The sequence below is a fragment of the Limimaricola cinnabarinus genome (genome assembly GCF_002723615.1).
Lineage (GTDB): Bacteria > Pseudomonadota > Alphaproteobacteria > Rhodobacterales > Rhodobacteraceae > Limimaricola > Limimaricola cinnabarinus_B.
In genome coordinates this window covers 7,997-8,616 of sequence record NZ_KZ304996.1, presented here as the reverse complement: position 1 = coordinate 8,616, position 620 = coordinate 7,997, and the positions used below count along the sequence as shown (strand labels likewise).

The 620-nt window shown below is 62.9% G+C and carries 1 protein-coding gene; it reads left to right on the top strand.

The genetic code is table 11. From position 1 onward, the window contains the following. Positions 1-100 precede the first annotated feature (100 nt). Positions 101-620 (top strand): PhnE/PtxC family ABC transporter permease (locus CJ301_RS18040; protein WP_254050202.1); only part of this gene is annotated, 520 nt, incomplete at its 3' end.

The following is a 620-nucleotide window of genomic DNA, read 5'->3' as shown; positions in this document are numbered from 1 at the left end:
TGCCCGGTGTCGGTCTGCGAGCGGTGTCCTGATGCGGTTTCGCGGGTTCGGCGGTTTCGCGGCCAGCACATTGGTCGCCGGTGCAATTCTGTGGTCTTTCATGACGACCGACGTCGAGTTCTCGCGTCTCCTGTCGGCCGGGCCCCGGATCGCAGAATTTCTCGGCCGGATGTTTCCCCCTGATCCGACCGTGATGAGGGAGATCATGAAGGGCGGCGCCGAAACGCTCAGGATCGCGATCCTTGGCTCTCTGGGAGCGGTGGTCCTGTCGGCCCCGCTCGGTATTCTTGCGTCCGAAACGATGGTGTCTCCGCCGCTCTATCGAACGGTTCGAACACTTCTCGCCTTCATCAGGGCGATACCTCTGATTCTTGTGGCGATGCTCATGGTTGGTGCCGTCGGCCTCGGCCCGCTGCCCGGCATCATCGCCGTTGCCTTTCATGCGACCGGAATGCTCGCCAAGTTCTATGCCGAAGCGATTGACGGTGTTTCCCGTGCGCCCATCGCGGCGCTCGAAAGCGCGGGCGCTGGACCGCTGGCGCGTCTTCGGCACGCGATCTGGCCCCAAATGGCGCCGGTTATTGCTCGTGACACGATTTTCCGGTTCGAGCTCAACCTGC